This is a genomic window from Flavobacterium plurextorum, assembly GCF_002217395.1.
GTDB lineage: Bacteria > Bacteroidota > Bacteroidia > Flavobacteriales > Flavobacteriaceae > Flavobacterium > Flavobacterium plurextorum.
The window spans coordinates 1-2,255 of record NZ_MUHD01000057.1; the positions used below are offsets into that span (position 1 = coordinate 1).

The window sequence follows — 2,255 nt, forward strand, 5'->3', positions numbered from 1 at the left end:
AAAAGTAAGAATATTTTTATGAATATTTTGTTGTTTTTGCTTTCAATTAGATCTTCAATAAAGCTGTCAGCCCTTGCTTTTATGGATGTATTAATTAGAAATAAGGAAAGATTATTCGTTTAGTATTGTACTTTCTAATTAGCTTAATCTAAATTTTTATTGATAGGTAAAATTTAAGTCAGTAGTATATCACTCTTTTTTTGGCTGAATTTTAATCTCTGCTTGATGAAATTCCAGTTTTAAATGGGAATGCTGTAAAACAAAAAAAATCTCCACTAGGGAGATTTTTTTATTTTATTCTAAGAATGTATTATTTAGCTAAAAGCTCTAATACTTTTGCTCTCAATTCTGGACCTCTTAAGTCTTGAGCAACTACTTTTCCTGATGCATCAAGAATAAAAGTAGCTGGAATTGATTCAACATTATATTGTTTTGCAATTGGTTCATCCCAAAATTTTAGGTTTGAAACGTGTGTCCAAGTTAAACCATCTTTTGCGATAGCTTCTGTCCACTTGCTTTTGTCTTTGTCTAATGAAACTCCAACAATGTTTAATCCTTTTGAATGCAGCTCTTTGTAAATTGCTACAACATTAGGGTTTTCTTGTCGGCATGGTCCGCACCATGAAGCCCAAAAATCAACGATCGTTACTTTGCCTAAACTTTCTTTAAGCGAAACTACTTTTCCTTCTGGATTTGGCGCAGAAAAGTCTGCTCTTCATTTCGCGTTACCAACTGCTGGAGCTGTAGCACCAACGGCAGGCATTTTCGCTTGACCTAATTTTGTTTTAACCTCTTTACCTGGAGTAGTATTTTTTAATGACTCATCTAAAGCATTAAATAAACTTTCTGTTTTTTTAATGTCAGCACTTGGGTCAGCAGCCATACCTTGAACAATTAGAACAGAGATAAAAGATTTTGGATGACCTTCAGCATAAGCTAAATATTTCTTTTTGCTATTTTCTTGTACTTCTGTTTGAATAGTCATGTATTGTTTCATCAAGCCATTGATAGTTGCTGTATCTTGAGCTTGTTGAGCTTGCTGCATTTTCTGAGTATTCTTTTTCTGAAAATCAATTAAGCTTTTTTGAGTTTTGTTAAGATCTTCTTGAAATTTCACGTACTCATCATTGCTGTAAGTTCCAGAAATTTTTGATTTATGAATACTGTCTTTATCAATTGCAATGTTGATTTCTCCTGTTTCTAAGATAAAAGGAATTGGTCCGTTTGCACCTTGAAGAATTAATGTATGGAAAGCTGGTTCAGTAACTTTTCCTTTTATTTCAAATTTTCCATTTTCAACTTTTACTGTATCAAGTGCTAAAGGCATTCTTGTAGCTGGGTCTAGACCTTGAAGGATAATGGTTTTTCCGTTTTCAATTCCAGTTGCGGTACCAGTAATTAAGTATTCTCCGTCTTTAACTTTACTGCATGAAATGATAGCCGCAGAAGCTGTAAGTAAAAAAAGTATTTTTTTCATTATAAAAAATTAATTAGTTAATTGATTTGTGCAACAAAAGTATCTAAAATTATAAAACATACAGAATTTTGTAACCTAAAATTTTGTTATAGTTTTTTAAGGGTTAATTTGCCTGTAATCAATATGTTTGGTGCTTTAATTTGATTTAAAACTCTAGTTTTGGTTTTATTCTGAGGAGTGATTTTGCTTTTTTCTAATTTTTAGGCATAAAAAAAGCACTCTGTAAAAGAGTGCTTTTTAGAATATTTTTTAAGAAATCTATTCTTGATTTGTTTTCTTTCTCCAAGTAAAAGAGTTCAAAATGTGTCTTTTTGCAAATCTTCCAGGAGAATCTGCGTTTACCATTTTTACATAAGTTGCTTTAGGAACACTAATGTATTCATAAACACTTCCGTTAGAGAAATCGATAATTAAACGACCTTCAACAAATTTATAATCAGTAATTGATGAAGTTGCGATAGTTTCAGTATATTCTGGTAAATTTAGTTTAATCGTTTCAGGATTAATACTTACCAAGAAATGGTACGCTTCAATGATAGCTTTACTTTTTTCTTCTGCCGCTTTTAAACCAGCATCATCACCTTGAAATTTATCAGGATGAGCTTCTTTCATCGCATTACGATAAATGGTTTTCAAATCTTTTAATTCAGCAGTTTTGTCTACGTTTAGTAACTTGCGGTATTCAACTATTTTTTTCATAAATAAAAGGTAACTTCTTGTCTATTAGTTCGAAATGAGTGTTTTTACTTCAAAACGACAAATTTTTTGCAAAGGTACA

The 2,255-nt window shown here is 31.1% G+C and carries 2 protein-coding genes and 1 pseudogene; all 3 read right to left on the reverse strand.

Going from position 1 to position 2,255, the window contains the following annotated elements; translation table 11 throughout:
- Nucleotides 1-310: 310 nt before the first annotated feature.
- A pseudogene (locus B0A81_RS21330) lies at nt 311-697 on the reverse strand (peroxiredoxin family protein); the annotation flags it as partial.
- 18 nt (nt 698-715) lie between these two features.
- Entirely contained in the window at nt 716-1,477 is a 762-nt protein-coding gene (locus B0A81_RS21335) for a DUF4369 domain-containing protein (protein ID WP_089059890.1), read from the reverse strand.
- A 258-nt stretch (nt 1,478-1,735) separates the two neighbouring features.
- Nucleotides 1,736-2,176: a KTSC domain-containing protein gene (locus B0A81_RS21340; RefSeq protein ID WP_089054020.1), complete on the reverse strand. Its 441-nt coding sequence runs from the start codon at nt 2,174-2,176 to the stop codon at nt 1,736-1,738.
- Nucleotides 2,177-2,255: the final 79 nt, after the last annotated feature.